General features: G+C 64.5%; 13 protein-coding genes, 1 tRNA gene and 1 rRNA gene. 14 read left to right on the top strand and 1 reads right to left on the bottom strand.

All coding sequences use genetic code 11. The features are described from left to right. Positions 1–62 precede the first annotated feature (62 nt). Positions 63–1202: a glycerate kinase gene (locus JS536_RS05020; RefSeq protein ID WP_214356024.1), complete on the top strand. Its 1140-nt coding sequence runs from the start codon at positions 63–65 to the stop codon at positions 1200–1202. 17 nt (positions 1203–1219) lie between these two features. Here JS536_RS05020 and JS536_RS05015 read toward each other — a convergent pair whose 3' ends face one another. After that, a complete protein-coding gene (locus JS536_RS05015) occupies positions 1220–2164 on the bottom strand; it encodes an AEC family transporter (protein ID WP_214356023.1) in 945 nt (314 codons plus the stop codon). 113 nt (positions 2165–2277) lie between these two features. Here JS536_RS05015 and dapE point away from each other — a divergent pair, with 113 nt between their 5' ends. The 13 genes from dapE to JS536_RS04950 all read left to right on the top strand — a co-directional run. Beyond that, complete coding sequence (gene dapE, locus JS536_RS05010; protein ID WP_214356022.1) at positions 2278–3495, top strand: succinyl-diaminopimelate desuccinylase; 1218 nt, start codon at positions 2278–2280, stop codon at positions 3493–3495. A gap of 262 nt (positions 3496–3757) precedes the next feature. After that, entirely contained in the window at positions 3758–6874 is a 3117-nt protein-coding gene (locus tag JS536_RS05005; protein WP_217625113.1) for an Rne/Rng family ribonuclease, read from the top strand. A gap of 299 nt (positions 6875–7173) precedes the next feature. Next, the gene (rplU, locus tag JS536_RS05000; RefSeq protein WP_109056804.1) at positions 7174–7482 is read left to right on the top strand and encodes a 50S ribosomal protein L21; all 309 of its coding nucleotides are present in this window, start codon (positions 7174–7176) and stop codon (positions 7480–7482) included. A 22-nt stretch (positions 7483–7504) separates the two neighbouring features. After that, the gene (rpmA, locus tag JS536_RS04995; RefSeq protein WP_034527102.1) at positions 7505–7756 is read left to right on the top strand and encodes a 50S ribosomal protein L27; all 252 of its coding nucleotides are present in this window, start codon (positions 7505–7507) and stop codon (positions 7754–7756) included. Positions 7757–7821: 65 nt separating this feature from the next. Continuing rightward, a complete protein-coding gene (gene obgE / locus JS536_RS04990; RefSeq protein WP_214356020.1) occupies positions 7822–9498 on the top strand; it encodes a GTPase ObgE in 1677 nt (558 codons plus the stop codon). 121 nt (positions 9499–9619) lie between these two features. Continuing rightward, positions 9620–10753 (top strand): glutamate 5-kinase, encoded by a 1134-nt coding sequence (proB, locus tag JS536_RS04985; RefSeq protein WP_214304814.1) that lies wholly within the window; start codon positions 9620–9622, stop codon positions 10751–10753. A 46-nt stretch (positions 10754–10799) separates the two neighbouring features. Continuing rightward, positions 10800–12005, top strand: coding sequence for a pyridoxal phosphate-dependent aminotransferase (locus JS536_RS04980; RefSeq protein ID WP_214356019.1), 1206 nt, complete (start codon positions 10800–10802; stop codon positions 12003–12005). Between the two features lie 210 nt (positions 12006–12215). Beyond that, positions 12216–12291, top strand: a tRNA-Trp gene (locus tag JS536_RS04975). A gap of 39 nt (positions 12292–12330) precedes the next feature. Beyond that, positions 12331–12558 (top strand): preprotein translocase subunit SecE, encoded by a 228-nt coding sequence (gene secE / locus JS536_RS04970; RefSeq protein WP_214356018.1) that lies wholly within the window; start codon positions 12331–12333, stop codon positions 12556–12558. A gap of 30 nt (positions 12559–12588) precedes the next feature. Further along, complete coding sequence (gene nusG / locus JS536_RS04965) at positions 12589–13458, top strand: transcription termination/antitermination protein NusG (RefSeq protein ID WP_214356017.1); 870 nt, start codon at positions 12589–12591, stop codon at positions 13456–13458. A gap of 736 nt (positions 13459–14194) precedes the next feature. Beyond that, positions 14195–14626: a 50S ribosomal protein L11 gene (gene rplK / locus JS536_RS04960; protein ID WP_003829785.1), complete on the top strand. Its 432-nt coding sequence runs from the start codon at positions 14195–14197 to the stop codon at positions 14624–14626. Between the two features lie 15 nt (positions 14627–14641). Then, a complete protein-coding gene (rplA, locus tag JS536_RS04955) occupies positions 14642–15334 on the top strand; it encodes a 50S ribosomal protein L1 (RefSeq protein WP_109056810.1) in 693 nt (230 codons plus the stop codon). Between the two features lie 800 nt (positions 15335–16134). Then, a 16S ribosomal RNA gene (locus JS536_RS04950) occupies positions 16135–16256 on the top strand; the annotation flags it as partial.

The following is a 16256-nucleotide window of genomic DNA, read 5'->3' as shown; positions in this document are numbered from 1 at the left end:
GGGGTAGTCCTCTCGGAGATGCATCGGCGCCGGCTGGCCAAACCAAGCAAGGAAAACCAACAATGAAGTTCGTTATCGCACCTGATTCGTTCAAGAACTGCATGACCGCACGCGAGGCGGCCGAAGCCATCCGCACAGGGCTCGCCGCCGTGTTCCCCGAGGCCGAATACGTGATGGTCCCCATGGCGGACGGCGGCGAAGGCACCGTCCAGTCGCTCGTGGACGCCACCGGCGGTTCCCTGCGTCATGCGGACGTGCTGGATCCGCTCCAGCGTTCCACGCGCGCCGCCTACGGCGTGCTCGGTTCCGGGAACACCGCCGTCATCGAAATGGCCGCCGCATCAGGCATCCAGTTCGTGGACGACTCCACCAAGAACCCGCTCGTCACCACCACCTACGGCACCGGACAGCTCATCAAGGCGGCCCTTGACGACGGCGCCCGCCGCATCATCATCGGCATCGGCGGCTCGGCCACCAACGACGGCGGCGCCGGCATGGCCGAAGCCCTCGGCGTGCGCTTCCTCGACGCGGACGGCAATCCCATCCCGCGCGGCGGCGGATTCCTCAACCGGCTTGTCACCATCGACAGCTCCGGTCTTGACCCTCGCATTGCCGAAACGGAAATCCTCATCGCCTCCGACGTGACCAATCCGCTGGTCGGCCCCAAGGGAGCCTCCGCCGTGTTCGGACCGCAGAAGGGCGCCACGCCGGACATGGTCAGGCAACTGGACGCCAACCTGGCCTACTACGCGGCCATCATCAACGACCAGCTCGGTCTTGACGTGGCCCATACGCCCGGTGCCGGCGCGGCGGGCGGCCTTGGGGCGGGCCTGCTCGCCTTCACCAAGTCGCAGATGCGCTCCGGCGTGAAGATCGTGTCCGAGACCGTGGGGCTCGCCGCCAAATCGGAGGGCGCGGACTACTGCTTCACCGGCGAGGGCGGCATCGATTTCCAGACCCAGTACGGCAAGACGCCGATGGGTGTGGCGCAGGCCGCGCATCAGGGCAATCCGGACATCGGCGTCATCGCGTTCGCCGGCTGCGTGGGGGAGGGCATCGACCAGCTCTACGGACTCGGCATCGACGCGGTGTTCGGCATCGTGCCCGGCGCCGTCACGCTCGACAAGGCGCTGGCCGACGGCCCCGCCAACCTGGCCCGTGCCGCCGAAAACATCGCCCGCCTCATCGCCCTGCGTGCGTAAGAAACGTCCGCGGCCGCTCAGCTCAGCAGGAACGCGATGATCGCGATGAACACCGGGCTGGTCATCGTGCTGAACAGGATGCCGTCGCGCGCGAAGGTGAGGCCCACGTTGTACCGGGCGGCGTAGTTGTACACGTTCTGTCCGGTCGGCAGGGCGGCCAGCACCACGCAGGCGTACAGCTCGGCGCCGCGGAAGCCCATCACGAAGTACGCCAGCAGGAACGCGATGATCGGCATCACGATGTTCTTCAGCACCGCCACCGTGAAGATGGCCGGGATGTCGCCCTTCTTCTGCAGCGGCTTGGTGCCGTGCAGGGACATGCCGAACGCCATCAGGATCATCGGCACCGCGGATTCGCCGATCATGTTGATGGGGTCGTAGATGAAGTTCGGCACCGGGAACCAACCCAGCTTGGCGTTGAGCGCGGAGACCACGATGCCCAGCAGCGAGCCGATGAGCAGCGGCTGGTGCAGCGGTTGCTTGGCGATCTCCTTGATCGAGACCTTGCCCTTGGTGGTCACGTCCAGCACCGTCAGGCCGATCGGCGTGAACAGCGCTTGCTGCATCACCAGGATCGGCGCCACCAGCGCGCCGTTGCCCAGAATGTACGTGGCCACCGGCAGGCCGATGTTGTTGGAGTTGAGGTACAGCGAATTGAGCGCGCCGATGGTGGCGTCCGGGGCCTTGAGATGGAAGAACATCCGGTTCAGGATCAGGAACACCACGCCCACCAGCACCGCGGAGAGGAACGCCACGATGATCGAAGGATGGAAGATGTCGAAGATCGGTTCCTTGGACAGGATCGCGAACATCAGGCACGGGCTAGAGACGAAGAACGAGAACCGGTTGAGCACCATCTGCGCGGAAGGGCCGCCGATGCGCATACGCGCCGCCACGTATCCCACGAAGATCACGATGCCGATGACGCAGAAGCCCTGCATGGCGCTGATCAGACCTGTCATATTCCTCCCTGCTTTCCGCCCCCAGTGTGGCACACCTGCATGATTTCGGCGGCCAAATCTCAAGTACCGGGCCTTGCCGGGGCGCACGCCGCCCGCGCGGTACGCTGGTGGGCATGACGAATACCCAGCCGATTACCCTGAATCCAGCCGTCTCCCGGGACGAACAGCTTGCCGACCTGCTCACCCAGATCATGGAGAACTTCTCCGTCTCCGATGCGGAAGGCCCCCTCGCCGACGAGACCGAGGCCTTCCTCAAGCGGCAGCCCCACCTGACTGTCCGCCGTCACGGCGACACCGTGGTGGCCTCCACCGACTTCGGCAAGGCGAGCCGCGTGATCCTGGCCGGCCACATCGACACGGTCCCCGTCATCGACAACTTCCCGCCGCGCTGGCTGGAACCCGGCGACCCGCTCATCCGCGAGGACATCGCCGAGGCGCACCCCGGCGAACGGGTGCTGTGGGGCCGCGGCGCCACGGATATGAAGGCCTCGGACGCGGTCATGCTCTACCTCGCCGCCATCCTTGACGGCCGTACCCCGCAGACCACGCCCAAGGTGGATCTCACCTACGTCTTCTACGACCACGAGGAGGTCGCCGCCGAGAAGAACGGCCTGAGGAAGGTCGTCGAAGCCCATCCCGACTGGATCCAGGGCGAGTTCGCCATCATCGGCGAGCCCACCAACTGCGGCATCGAGGGCGGCTGCAACGGCACGATCCGCTTCGACGTCATCACCCACGGCATGGCCGCGCACTCCGCCCGCGCATGGATGGGCGAGAACGCCATCCACAAGGCCGCCGACATCCTGAACCGCCTCAACGCCTACCAGCCCGCCACCGTGAACGTGGACGGCCTTGACTACCGCGAAGGCCTCAACGCCACGCTCATCTCCGGCGGCAAGGGCACCAACGTCATCCCGGACGAGTGCCGGGTCCACGTCAACTACCGTTTCGCGCCGGACAAGTCGCTGGCCGAGGCCAAGGCCCTGATGATGGGTGCGGACGCCGGCGCCGAACTCGGCAATGGCGAGCACACGGCCACCGGCGGTGTCTTCGGGGGCTACGGCATCGAGATGAAGGACGAGTCGCCGTCCGCGCGTCCGGGCCTCGCCGCCCCGCTGGCCCAGGATTTGGTCCGACTGGTCCGCGAACGCACCGGCCGCGAGCCGCTGGCCAAGCTCGGCTGGACCGACGTGGCCCGCTTCTCCCAGCTCAGTATCCCCGCCGTCAATCTCGGCGCCGGCGACCCGCTGCTGGCCCACAAGCACGACGAGCAGGTGCCCGAATCCGACCTGACGCTGCTGGCCGACCTGCTGCTCGCCTGGCTCGTGTGAACGCTCCCGCGGCCGGGGTTTCGGGGCCGGGCACGTCGCCGTCGAAAAGTGTGGCATACTGAAAGACGGCGGTTCTGCATGACCGTCAGCGTGCGAGATGGCGTCGATCCCCTTGCGGCTCTCGAAAGTGAGACAACGCAAGCGCCGGTGTCCGCCGTTCGCAGGACAGACTTGAGACGAAGTTGCCTCTACGCAAGCGCGGAACCGCGCGGCCGTGGTGAGAGCACGGTGTGACATGCGTACAGGCCTGGATGGCGCCGTGATGCAGCGCGTCGCGAGGAGCATTGTGCCCACTGACAACCGTGAGGGTTTCGTCAACGGCGAAACCGATAATTCAACCGTATCCAATGCCGCTTCCGAGGCCGTCGCGGGCGCCGAAAACACGGTGAACGCCGCTTCCTCCGCAAGCTCGGCATCCCAGCCGGCCGATTCCCCCGCCCCCGTGCGTCGCCGTCGTGGCGGTCGCCGCGTGGTGCGTGGCGCCGGTGCCGCCGGTGCCTCCCTCGAGCTGCAGGTCCAGGAGCATTCCGCCCGCACCGCGCCCCTGTTCGAGGCCCCCTCCCTGTCCGTCATCACCCAGGCCCAGACGAAGGACGATTCCGCGGCTCAGGACGCCCCGTCTCGCCGTGCCGCCGAGGATGACGAGGCCGATATCCGTCCGGTCCGCCGTTCCCGTGTGCGCCGCGCCGCCGATTTCGAGGATGACGACGAGCCGCGTCCGTCGCGCCGCTCCCGTCGTGCCGCCGCGTTCGATGACGACTACGACGAGGATCGTCCGATTCGCCGTCGTTCCCGTCGTTCCGTCGATTTCCGCGACGAGCATGACGAGCGCGACTTCCGCGATGATCGCGCCTCCCGCGGCGACCACGAGGATTCCGCCGACGAGCGTCTGCTGGACGCCGTCGATTCCCTGCCGATCGGCGGCCATGACACGCCCCGTCGCGCCAAGCCGATGACCTCTCTGCTCTTCCAAGAGCCGGTGCTGCCCGCCGCACCCCTGCATGACGGCGATGAAACCGATTCCGCCGCCACCGACGATGACGATGACGAGCCGCGTCCGTCCCGCCGCTCCCGTCGCTCCCGCAGCCAGTCCGATGAGGACTCCCGCCGTGCGGACGACCGCCGTGATTCCCGCGATGGTGCCGCCGACGACGAGGATGAGGACGACGATTCCGCACGTCCGTCCCGCCGCCGCTCCCGTCGCGCCAATCGCGACGACCGTGCCGAGCGTCCCGCGCGTGACGACCGTGACGATCAGGACTCCGGCGACGAGCATGACGAGAACGAAGGCGAGGAATCCGATTCCCGCCGCACCCGCCGTCGTGCCTCCGCGAACCAGGATCAGGGTCAGCAGAGCCAGCAGGGCCAGTCCGATTCGGACGAGTCCGCGGACGCCTCCGAATCGCGTCGTTCCCGTCGTTCCCGCCGTCTGAACGCCCAGGAGCGCCGTGCCGCCGCCGAAGTCGAGCAGATCGAGGAGGACCTCGAGCTGGACGACATCGTCTACAACCCGATCGCCGAGGAGGATGGCGAGGATGAGGCCGATTCCGGCCGTACCCGTCGCCGTCGCCGTCGCCGCGGCTCCCGCAGCGAGGCCGCGTCCGCGTCCGGCGAGGAGGAGAACGCCGAGACCAACACCGACGAGGACGCCCGTTCCCGCCGGCGCGAGGATCGTGACGAGGATGACGAGGAACAGACCGTCACCCGTCGCCGTCGCCGTCGCCGTGGCAAGGGCGGCGACAACGCCGACGACCAGAACGGCGAGCAGGTCATCCGCCGCTCCCGCAAACAGCAGTACATCGACGAGATCACGGACGTGGAGGGCTCCACCCGTCTCGAGGCCAAGAAGCAGCGTCGCCGCGACAACCGCCGCGAACGCAGCCGCCAGTCCCAGCTCATGGAGCAGGACTTCCTGGCCCGCCGCGAGAACGTGGACCGCCTCATGGTGGTGCGCGAACGCGACCATCACACCCAGATCTCCGTGGTCGAGGACAACGTGCTCGTGGAGCATTACGTCTCCGACATCCAGGAGGTCCAGACCGTCGGCAATATCTACCTCGGCCGCGTGCAGAACGTGCTGCCGAGCATGGAGGCCGCATTCGTGGACATCGGCCAGGCCCGCAACGGCGTGCTGTACGCCGGCGAGGTCAACTGGGACGCCGCCCGCCTCGAAGGCCAGCCGCGCCGCATCGAGCTGGCGTTCAAGTCCGGCGATCCGGTGCTCGTGCAGGTCACCAAGGACCCGATCGGCCACAAGGGCGCCCGTCTGACCAGCCAGGTCACGCTCGCCGGCCGCTTCCTGGTGCTCGTGCCCTCCGGCGGCATGACCGGCGTGAGCCGCAAGCTGTCCGAGCGCGAACGTTCGCGCCTGAAGAACATCGTCTCCAAGATCGCCCCGAAGGACATGGGTGTGATCATCCGCACGGCCGCCGAGGGCGCCTCCGAGGACGCCATCGTCAAGGACCTCGAATCGCTGGTGCGCCAGTGGGAGCGCATCAACGCCAAGCGCGAGGAGTTCTGGCACGGCCGTCGCCCGAAGCTGCTGCAGGGCGAGCCGGACGTGGCCATCCGCGTGGTGCGCGACATCTTCAACGACGACTTCTCCAAGCTCATCGTGGAAGGCGACAAGGTCTACGACCGCATCGAGGAATATCTCGACACCATGGCCCCGGATCTCAAGGACAAGCTGGAGAAGTGGGACCCGGCCGAGCACGAGGGCAAGGACGTGTTCGACAAGTGGCAGATCGACTCCCAGCTCAGGAAGGGCATGGAGCGTCAGGTCTACCTGCCCTCCGGCGGTTCCATCGTCATCGACCGCACCGAGGCCATGACCACCATCGACGTCAACACCGGCCGCTTCATCGGCAAGGGCAAGTCCCTGGAGGAGACGGTCACGCGCTGCAACCTGGAGGCCTCCGAGGAGATCGCCCGCCAGCTGCGCCTGCGCGACATCGGCGGCATGGTCATGATCGACTATGTGGACATGGTCATGCCCGCCAACCGCGACCTGGTGCTGCGCCGCCTCATCGAATGCCTGGCACGCGACCGCACCAAGCATCAGGTGGCGGAGGTCACCTCGCTCGGCCTCGTGCAGATGACGCGCAAGCGTATCGGCCAGGGTCTGGTCGAGGCGTTCTCGGAGGAATGCCCCACCTGCAAGGGCCGCGGCTTCATCCTCCACGACCAGCCCACGGTCTCGGCGGATTACGACGATCCGTACGCCCTGAGGGGTGGTGACCCGTTCGTCAAGACCAACAAGCATGGACGCGGCACCGCGCCGGCCCCCGAACCGGCTGGTTCCAGCCCGGATGTCAAGGCCAAGCTGGCGCAGATCGCCGCCGCCGCGGTCGCGGCGAACAACGCGGGGGAGGCGGCCTGAGTCCGGCCCCGCGTGGCGGGCCATGGAACCAACCCTGAACTTCTAAAGTCTTGACGGTCGCAACACACCAGCCGGCAACGGTCCGGCATCAGCCGGTGCCGGACTGCGGCATCGGGTCGGCGCCAACCCGGCCAACCCGGCCGAAGAACCGGCGCAGGAGCTGGTGTGTTGCGCTTGACACGCGGAACAAAATCATTTGATTTCGTCCGTGTGTAGGTGTAGATTCGAAACTCGGTGTCTGACCGCAGGCTCGGTGCGCGTTGGGCAAGCAAGCTTTCCAAAACATAAAAGGAATTACTATGTACGCGATTGTGAAGGCCGGTGGCCATCAGGAAAAGGTCGAGGTTGGCGATACCATCCTCGTGAATCGTCTCGACGCCAAGAAGGGTGAGACCGTGGAGTTCCCGGTCGCCCTCGTGGTGGATGGCGCCAACGTCACGCTGGCCGCCGCCGATCTGGCTAAGGTGTCCGTCAAGGCTGAGGTCGTTGATGACGAGGCCAAGGGCCCGAAGATCAACATCCAGAAGTACAAGAACAAGACCGGCGTTGCTCGTCGCAAGGGCCACCGCCAGCAGCTGACCGCCGTCAAGATCACGGCGATCGCCTGAGTCATAGAAAGGACCATGGATCATGGCACATAAGAAGGGTGCGTCCAGCTCTCGCAACGGTCGCGATTCGAACCCGCAGTACCTCGGCGTGAAGAAGTTCGGCGGCGAAGCCGTCGTGGCCGGCAACATCATCGTTCGCCAGCGTGGCACCAACTTCCACCCGGGCCAGAACGTCGGCATGGGCAAGGACCACACGCTGTTCGCCCTCACCGACGGCTCCGTGAAGTTCGGTGTCCGTCGTGACCGCAAGGTCGTTGACGTGATCGCCGCCTGAACGATTCATCATCAGCTTGTAAAGCCGCGCCCGTAAGGACGCGGCTTTTTTGTAAGGTTAACCATATGAGTGATTTCGTAGATCGCGTGACCGTCCACGTCAAGGGCGGAGACGGCGGCAACGGCTCGGCCGGCATCCGTCGTGAGAAGTACAAGCCGCTCGCCGGCCCCAACGGCGGCAACGGCGGAGACGGCGGCTCCGTGATTTTCGTGGCGGACCGCAACGCCACCAGCCTGCTCGACTACCGTTTCATGCCGCACCGCACCGCAGGCAGCGGCACCATGGGCCTGGGCGACAACAAGGACGGCTCCAAGGGCGCCGACCTCATCCTGCCCGTGCCCTGCGGCACCGTCATCTTCACCGCCCGAGGCGCGCAGGGCGCCCCCAAGCACCCCGGCGAGCAGCTCGCCGACCTCAGGCACGAGGGCGACCGTTTCGTGGCCGCACAGGGCGGCAATGGCGGCCTCGGCAACATCGCCCTGGCCAACCGCACCCGCCGCGCCCCCGGTTTCGCCCTGCTCGGCGAGCCCGGCGAGGAACGCGACGTGATCCTGGAGCTCAAGTCCATCGCCGACGTGGCGCTGGTCGGCTTCCCGTCCGCGGGCAAGTCGTCCCTGATCGCCGCCATGAGCTCCGCCAAGCCGAAGATCGCCGACTACCCGTTCACCACGCTGGTCCCGAACCTCGGCGTGGTCATCGCCGGCGACTCCCGCTACACCATCGCCGACGTGCCGGGCCTGATTCCCGGTGCCTCCGAGGGCAAGGGCCTGGGTCTGGAGTTCCTGCGCCACATCGAGCGCACGGAGATCATCGCCCATGTGATCGATTGCGCCACGCTGGAGCCGGACCGCGACCCGATGTCCGACTACCAGGCACTCGAAAAGGAGCTGGCACTCTACGCGGACAAGCTGGAGCTGCCGCTCGGCGCCATCCCGATCCCCGAACGTCCGCGCCTCATCATCCTCAACAAGGTCGATGTGCCGGAGGCCAAGGAACTGGCCGATTTCGTACGCCCGGAGTTCGAAGCCATGGGACTGAAGGTCTTCGAGATCTCCACCGCCTCGCACGAGGGCTTGAAGGAGCTCAACTTCGCGCTGTCCGCGCTGGTCAAGGAGATGCGCGAGGAGGTGGCCAACCGCGAGCAGGCCGAGGAGGAGGCCCGCGTGGTCATCAAGCCGCTCGAGTCCTCGTCCCGCCGCTCCCGTCGTGCGGACGAAGGCGGCAACGCGCTGGAGTTCACGGTGGAACGCCGCGAGCTCGGCAACGGCGACGTCTTCTTCGAGGTGCTTGGCTCCAAGCCGGAGCGCTGGGTCATGCAGACCAACTTCGACAACGACGAGGCCGTGGGCTACCTGGCCGACCGTCTGGCCAAGCTCGGCGTGGAGGATGAACTGCGCCGCAAGGGCGCGCATCCGGGAGACGAGGTGCGCATCGGCCGCGGCGACCGCATGGTCGACTTCGACTGGGATCCCACCATCTCCGCCGGCGCCGAAATGCTGGACGGCTCCAACCTGGGCACCCGAGGCAAGGACCTCCGCCTGGAGGAGCTGGACCCGCGTTCCCGTCGCCGTTCCAACTCCGAACGCCGCGCCCAGTATCACGAGATGATGGACGCGCGCGCCGCCGTCCGCGAGGCGATGATGGCCGAACGCAAGGCCGGTCACTGGGCCGACCCGTCCATCGACGACGACCGTCACGACGAGACCAGTCTCTTCGGCCGCGGCGAGGATTCGGACGAGTAGTTTCGGCTCCCCTCATTGAGGGGAGCTGGCACGCGAAGCGTGACTGAGGGGAGTCCAAGTCAACATGTACAGCCTCAACCGCCACCTTCGCGAAACAATCGACGCACATAATCGAGGAACCATGAGCACTCCGAGTCAAGCCGAAGTCCGCCGGGCCATCGCCGGCGCGGGCACCATCGTCGTCAAGGTCGGTTCCAGTTCGCTGACGCAGCCGAGCGGTCACCTTGACCCCGGCAAACTCGACGCGCTGGCCGCCGCCCTGGCACAGGTGCGGCTCATGGGCGCGCGCGTGGTGCTGGTCTCCTCCGGCGCCATCGCCGCCGGCTTCGGCCCGCTCGGCTTCGATTCCCGTCCCACGGACGTGGCCACCCAGCAGGCCACCGCGGCCGTGGGACAGGGCCTGCTCATGGCCCGCTACGAGACGGCGTTCGCCCGTTTCGGCATCCACGTGGGCCAGATCCTCATCACCGCGGAGGATACGATCCGCGCCACCCAGTACCGCAACGTGGAACGCACGCTGGACCGTCTGCTGGACCTCGGCGTGATTCCCATCATCAATGAGAACGATTCGCTGGCCTCCAACGAGATCCGCTTCGGCGACAACGACCGCCTTTCCGCGCTCATGGCCAATCTCGTGCGTGCCGAGGCGCTGGTGCTGCTCACGGACGTGGACGCGCTGTACACCGCGCCGCCCTCGCAACCCGGCTCCCGTCGTATCGAATACGTGCCGAACGTCATCGACGCTCTGGGCGACGTGCAGGTTTCCGGTTCCGGCTCCAAAGTGGGCACTGGCGGCATGGTCACCAAGCTGGAGGCCGCCCGCGTGGCTGCCGTCTCCGGCATCCCGACCGTGCTGACGTGCGCCTCGAACGCCGGTCCCGCGCTCATGGGCGACCCGGTGGGCACCGTGTTCGCCCCCGTCAAGGCCCGCGGTTCCGCCCGTCGCCTGTGGATCGGCTTCGCGGCCGACCCGCGCGGCTCCATCGTGGTCGACGCCGGCGCCGCCGAGGCGATTCGCGGCGGCCGTGCCTCGCTGCTGGCCGCCGGCGCGCTGGAGGTCCACGGCGACTTCTCCGCCGGCGATCCGGTGTGGGTGGACGCCGAATCCGGCGAACATCTGGCCCGCGGCCTGTCCGGTTTCGATTCCGAGGAGATTCCGCAGATGCTCGGCCGCAACACCGCCCAGCTCAAGCGATTCCTCGGCCCCCAGTACGCCCACCCCCTCGTCCACCGCGACAACCTCGTCCTCGTGTGACCCTGGCGTTTTCTCGCGCGGTAGTCCTACCATAATCACCATGACTATGGCTGATTGGCAGACTCTCTCCGACCGTATCAACAATGTGGCACCGAGCGCTACGCTCGCCGTCGATTCCAAAGCCAAGGCAATGAAGGCCGCCGGCTTGGACGTCATCGGCTTCGGCGCCGGCGAACCGAACTTCCCGACTCCCGCCAACGTGGTCAAGGCCGCGGCTGACGCTTGCCTGGACCCGAAGAACTACAAGTACACGCCCACCCCGGGCCTGCCGGAACTGCGCGAGGCCATCGCGGCCAAGGTGCTGCGCGACTCCGGCTACGAGATCACCCCCGACCAGGTGGTGGTGACCAACGGCGGTAAGCAGGCCGTCTACGAATCCTTCCAGATCCTGCTCAACGATGGCGACGAGGTCATCATCCCCACCCCGTACTGGACCAGCTACCCTGAGGCCGTCAAGCTCGCCGGCGGCGTGCCCGTCGAAGTGTTCGCGGGTGCCGACGTGAACTTCGAGCCGTCCCTGGATGCCCTGGAGGCCGCCCGTACCGAGCGCACGAAGGCCATCATCGTCAATTCCCCGAACAACCCGACCGGCGCCGTGTGGAAGCCGGAGACCGTGGAGGCCATCGGTCGCTGGGCCGTGGAGCACCACATCTGGATCATCTCCGATGAGATCTACGAACACCTGAACTACGACGACGCCCACACCACCTACATCGGTGCCGCCGTGCCCGAATGCCGCGATCAGCTGCTCGTGCTCAACGGCGTAGCCAAGACCTACGCCATGCCTGGTTGGCGCGTGGGCTGGATGATCGCCCCGGCCGCGGTGGCCAAGGCCGCCACCAAGCTGCAGGGCCATATGACCTCCAATGTGGCGAACATCTCCCAGCGCGCCGCCCTGGCCGCCGTGTCCGGTTCGCTGGACGAGATCTACGAGATGCGCAAGGCCTTCGACGTGCGCCGCCGCGCCATCGTGGCCGCCCTGAACGACATTGAGGGCGTCATTTGCCCGACCCCGACCGGCGCGTTCTACGCTTTCGCGGACATCACCGCCCTGCTGGGCAAGCCGCTCGGCCCCAACGGCACCGTGTGCGCTACTTCCGCCGACTTCGCCGCCGCCCTGCTGGACGAGGCCCATGTGGCCGCCGTCCCCGGCGAGGCCTTCGGCGCCCCCGGCTACCTCCGCTTCTCCTACGCCCTCGCCGATGAAGACCTCGCCGAAGGCATGCGTCGTATGAAGGAATGGGTCGAATAGATTTTATAAGACACGCCGATGCCTCCACGCATCACCACAGCCGCTCAGCCCTTGTGCCGGGCGGCTGTTCGCGTATTCGGCAACGTTTCTCGGCCCGCTCATCCAACACGCGATTTGCCATAATCCGCGGCACCCGCTAATATGTCGATTCGGCGGTTTCGCCATGGCGAAGCGTTCTCTACGGAATGCACGCCGAGGTGGATTTCACCTAGGGAAGTGGCGCAATTGGTAGCGCAACGGTCTCCAAAACCGTAGGTTGTGGGTTCGAGTCCCGCCTTCCCTGCCAAGTCTTTCGATAATCAAGTAGCTGACGCGAGGTACAGGAATGGCTAAGACGAGCAACAGTGAAAAGGCAGTCAAGCCGAATGTCTTCATGCGTATCGGTCTGTTCATCAAGCAGATCGTCGACGAGCTTCGCAAGGTCGTGACCCCCACTGCCAAGGAACTGTTTTTCTGGTCTCTGGCCGTGTTCATCTTCGTGCTGCTGCTGATGGCCCTGGTCACGGGCATGGACTTCGGTCTGGTTAAGCTCGTGCTCTGGGTGTTCGGCTGATCCGTACAACCTGAAGGTGAATGACAACGCATGAGTGATGAACTGAATCTCGAGAACCTCGACGCCGTCGCGCCCACCGAGGAACCCGCTGCTGAAGCTTCCGAAGCTCCTGCCGCCGAAGAACCGGCTGTCGAGGCCGAGCCGGCCGCTGCAGCCGAGGCTGAAACCGAAGGTTCCGCTGAACCTGAAGCTCCCGTTGCCGAAACTCCGGCCGCTCCCGTCGTCTCCTTCGATGACGATGAGGACACCGAGATCAACGAGTCCGAGCAGGCCGAAGAGACCGATGCCGGTCAGCAGGCCGTCGACGAATTCTCCAAGTCCCTGCGCACCCTTGAGGGCAAGTGGTACGTGCTGCACACCTACTCCGGCTACGAGAAGCGTGTGAAGACCAACATCGAGTCCCGTGTGGCCTCCTTCGGTATGGAAGACCAGATCTTCCAGGTCGAGGTGCCCATGGAAGAGGTCGAAAAGCACACCGAAAAGGGCAAGAAGGTCATCACCCGCGTGCGTGTGCCGGGCTACGTGCTCATTCGCATGTGGCCGGACGAGAACGCCCGCCGTGTGGTCCGCGAGACCGAAGGTGTGACCGGCTTTGTCGGCCCCACCAAGGATCCGGCTCCGCTTTCCCGCAAGGAAGTCGTCCAGATGATGGCTCCGATGATTGCTTCCGAGGCACTCAAGGCCGCTGGCGACAAGCCGGCCGCCGCCAAGAAGCGCACCGTCGAGGTCTCCTACTCCGTGGGCGATCAGGTCACCGTGACCGATGGTCCGTTCGCCACCATGGCCGCCGTCGTCTCCGATGTGGAGCCCACCACCCAGAAGCTCACCGTGCTCGTGTCCATCTTCGGCCGCGATACGCCGGTGGAGCTGGGCTTCAACCAGGTCCAAAAGCTCGACTGACGCACAATGATGGAGCGCCTTCCGCGTTGCTCCTCAGTCGCGGTACCTTTGTACCGCTTCCTTCGGTGCGCCTTGAAGTCGCACGCATCATTGCACGTCAGTTCCCGTCAGCAGAGCGTATAACGCCTTTCCTCAGCCTCGACGTACCTTCGTACGCCTTCGGTTTCGGACGGCGTTCTCCGCACGCGCCGACGAATTTCAGAACCTTTCTAAAGCCCGACCCAGTGGTCGGGCTTTTTGCTATTTCAACCTGGCCCCCTCTGACGAGGGGCTGACCGCGGAAGCGGACTGGGGAGAGAAGAAGAGCAGCCTCCAAGCTGCGGACAAAGCAGCATCGCAGGCCGATTCCTTACTAATCTTTGGTTCTGTTAAACCAAGATTGACAGCCCCCTATTCTTGGCTCCCCTTGTCAGGGGAGCTGTCGGCGGAGCCGACTGAGGGGTAGTCCGGTGGAATTCATGTCAATCTTGGTTTAACAGAGCCTAATCCTTACCGCGTTTCTCCACGCCATTCGCCCCGTCATATTTGTCCACTCGCTTCCGCATAATAGGAAAGCTTGTGTCTGGAGGGAAGACCCGCTAGCACAGCACAGCAATATAAGTTGCGGGAGGAGACCGCCCGCGGCACCAACCCCTTGCCATGTACGGAAAAAATAACGAGTCAAGACCGCGCATGATGGGAGCGGGACCGCCGACGGCGACCATTTGAACCGCGTTATAGAAAGAAGAACCATAATATGGCTCCCAAGAAGAAAGTCTCAGCGCTGATCAAGCTGCAGATTCAGGCAGGCAAGGCCAACCCGGCCCCGCCGCTGGGTCCGGCCCTCGGCTCCCATGGCGTGAACATCATGGACTTCTGCAAGGCGTACAACGCCCAGACGCAGGACAAGATGGGTCAGGTCATCCCGGTCGAGATCACCGTTTACGAGGATCGCTCCTTCACCTTCGTTCTCAAGACCCCGCCGGCCGCGGCTCTGCTCAAGAAGGCCGCCGGCATCGAGAAGGGCACCGAGAACCCGCTGACCCACAAGGTCGGTTCGGTCACCAAGGCGCAGGTTCGCGAGATCGCTGAGACCAAGATGGAAGATCTGTCTGCTCGCGACATCGAGGCCGGCATGAAGATCATCGAGGGCACCGCTCGCTCGATGGGCATCACGGTTACGGACTGATAAGGAGATAGACAGATGGTAAAGCGTTCCAAGAAGTACCGCGAAGCCGCTGAGCGCGTCGATCGCAACAACCTCTACACCGCCAACGAGGCCATCGCTCTGCTCAAGAGCATGCCCTCCTACAACTTCGACCAGACCGTCGAGGCTGTGTTCCGTCTGAACGTCGACCCGCGCAAGGCCGACCAGCTGGTTCGCGGCACCGTGAATCTGCCCCACGGCACTGGTAAGACCGCCAAGGTCCTCGTGTTCGCCCGTGGCCCGAAGGCCACCGAGGCCACCGAGGCCGGCGCCGACATCGTCGGTGATGACGACCTGATCGCCAAGGTTCAGGGCGGCTTCCTCGACTTCGACGCCGTGGTCGCCACTCCGGACATGATGGGCAAGGTCGGCCGCCTCGGCCGTGTGCTCGGTCCGCGTGGCCTCATGCCGAACCCGAAGACCGGCACCGTGACCATGGACGTCACCAAGGCCGTCAAGGACATCAAGGGCGGCAAGATCGAGTTCCGCGTCGACAAGAACGGCAACCTCTCCTTCCTCATCGGCAAGATGAGCTTCGACGAGGCCGCTCTGGACGAGAACTTCAAGGCTGTGGCCGACGAGGTCAAGCGTCTCAAGCCTGCCACCGTGAAGGGCCGTTACCTGACCAAGGCGACCATCACCTCCACGATGAACCCGGGCGTTCCGGTCGATCCGAACACCCTGGCCTGAGTAAGGCTCTAGCTGCATAGCTACCTAAAGGGGACTTCCCATCAAGGGAAGTCCCTTTTTTGCATGGCTCTGTTAAACCAAGATTGACATGCCCCCCCTTATTCTTGGCTCCCCTTGTCAGGGGAGCTGTCGGCGGAGCCGACTGAGGGGTAGTCCGGTGGAATTCATGTCAATCTTGGTTTAACAGAGCCTTTTGATGTGACTGAGCCTTTGCATGCCCATCTCCCGATGTGTCGGCAACGACTTGCGGAACATCGCGGCTGCAGAAGTATCCAAGTTATCGATTCATATTCGGTATCGGTGTCATTACAGCAACCGGAGTCAGTGAACCAACGATGAATTCTCGTGACATGCCGATGAACAGGTGAGTGTGTTACTCCCCAGCAACGCAAAGAAGGATATTCTGATATCAGAACAGCGTTCGAAGGCTGTTTGCGACACGCCGAAGGAACCGCGCCATAAAGCCGATTCCTTGGATTCTTGCGCGCCTTGATTTGCACGAATCGCAATGACCGTGTAAGTTTATCTCTTGCTGCCGCTCAGCGAGTGGTTCTCTGCTTCAGAGAGTTGCTCGGTGGATGTGTGGTGGTGGTTTGAGAACTCAAGAGCGTGTTTGTACTACTTCTTTATAGTCAATGATTGCCAGTATGCCTCAAGCCTGATGGTGTTTGTGCTGTTGGGTTCCCTGGGAGGGGTTGAATTGGGGTGTGGTTTTTGTGAGTGTGTCCTTTTCCTTAAAAGGATTGCTTGTCAATTTTGTTTTTGAGAGTCATCTATTCGGATGCTTTCTGCAAGTTTTTTTTGTGGAGGGTTCGATTCTGGCTCAGGATGAACGCTGGCGGCGTGCTTAACACATGCAAGTCGAACGGGATCCAAGCAGCTTGCTGTTTGGTGAGAGTGGCGAACGGGTGAGTAATGCGTG

The sequence above is a fragment of the Bifidobacterium sp. SO4 genome, assembly GCF_018555355.1.
Classification (GTDB): Bacteria; Actinomycetota; Actinomycetes; order Actinomycetales; family Bifidobacteriaceae; genus Bifidobacterium; species Bifidobacterium miconisargentati.
This window is presented reverse-complemented; position numbering and strand designations above follow the sequence as displayed.

Coding starts and splice junctions, on each gene's coding strand:
- JS536_RS05020 (WP_214356024.1), top strand. CDS start 63: ATGAAGTTCGTTATCGCACCTGATTCGTTCAAGAACTGCATGACCGCA.
- JS536_RS04980 (WP_214356019.1), top strand. CDS start 10,800: ATGGCTGATTGGCAGACTCTCTCCGACCGTATCAACAATGTGGCACCG.
- JS536_RS05015 (WP_214356023.1), bottom strand. CDS start 2,164: ATGACAGGTCTGATCAGCGCCATGCAGGGCTTCTGCGTCATCGGCATC.
- JS536_RS05005 (WP_217625113.1), top strand. CDS start 3,758: ATGCAGCGCGTCGCGAGGAGCATTGTGCCCACTGACAACCGTGAGGGT.
- secE (WP_214356018.1), top strand. CDS start 12,331: ATGGCTAAGACGAGCAACAGTGAAAAGGCAGTCAAGCCGAATGTCTTC.
- rplK (WP_003829785.1), top strand. CDS start 14,195: ATGGCTCCCAAGAAGAAAGTCTCAGCGCTGATCAAGCTGCAGATTCAG.
- rplU (WP_109056804.1), top strand. CDS start 7,174: ATGTACGCGATTGTGAAGGCCGGTGGCCATCAGGAAAAGGTCGAGGTT.
- nusG (WP_214356017.1), top strand. CDS start 12,589: ATGAGTGATGAACTGAATCTCGAGAACCTCGACGCCGTCGCGCCCACC.
- obgE (WP_214356020.1), top strand. CDS start 7,822: ATGAGTGATTTCGTAGATCGCGTGACCGTCCACGTCAAGGGCGGAGAC.
- rplA (WP_109056810.1), top strand. CDS start 14,642: ATGGTAAAGCGTTCCAAGAAGTACCGCGAAGCCGCTGAGCGCGTCGAT.
- dapE (WP_214356022.1), top strand. CDS start 2,278: ATGACGAATACCCAGCCGATTACCCTGAATCCAGCCGTCTCCCGGGAC.
- proB (WP_214304814.1), top strand. CDS start 9,620: ATGAGCACTCCGAGTCAAGCCGAAGTCCGCCGGGCCATCGCCGGCGCG.
- rpmA (WP_034527102.1), top strand. CDS start 7,505: ATGGCACATAAGAAGGGTGCGTCCAGCTCTCGCAACGGTCGCGATTCG.